At 56.2% G+C, this 530-nt stretch carries 2 protein-coding genes; both read right to left on the bottom strand.

Translation table 11 applies throughout. The features are described 5' to 3' along the window. A partial coding sequence (locus NW843_RS13505; protein ID WP_414523206.1) for a Uma2 family endonuclease occupies positions 1–284 on the bottom strand: 284 nt, incomplete at its 3' end. A gap of 39 nt (positions 285–323) precedes the next feature. After that, positions 324–530: Uma2 family endonuclease (locus NW843_RS13500; protein WP_414523205.1), on the bottom strand; the 207-nt coding region annotated here is incomplete at its 5' end.

Below are 530 nucleotides of genomic sequence, written 5' to 3'. Positions count from 1 at the left end.
TCTTTGGCAATCCAAGCGGCATCGGGAGAGCGGATGGCCCCATTGGGCAGGGCAAAGCCCGCGGAAGAGTCAAAGACAAAACCTAAGTTCTTGCGTCGATTCCACTGCCAAAGTTGGCCCAGCAGGTCGGCGTTGCGGAATCCACTTTCGCTGCCTGCAGGGGCCATGGCGATCAGTTCTCCTTGGGCGGTGCGTTCCAGGCGCAGCTCAGGATTCTGCCGACAAAGCTGCTCGAAAACTTCATCGGTTAAATTCACAGCCGGCTGCAGGTTGAGGGCAATCATGAGCTCATCCTGGTGGGCAGTTTTAGAGCGTGGGGAGCACTATTCCCAGATTAAGGTGAGATCCACCACAAAGCCAGGGAGAACCGGATCCCCAGACAAACTAGCAGGTCGCTCCAAAACCTGTACCGGCTGACCTGGGCGATAGACGTAAACTTGGCCCTTTTCTGGGTCAATTAACCAGCCCAGTTGGGATCCGTTGTCCAGGTACTCCTGCAGCTTGGCCTGAAGGATAGCCAGCTCGTCAGT

This window comes from Synechococcus sp. R5-12 (genome assembly GCF_047502655.1).
In the GTDB taxonomy this organism is placed as follows: domain Bacteria; phylum Cyanobacteriota; class Cyanobacteriia; order Thermostichales; family Thermostichaceae; genus Thermostichus.
This window is presented reverse-complemented; position numbering and strand designations above follow the sequence as displayed.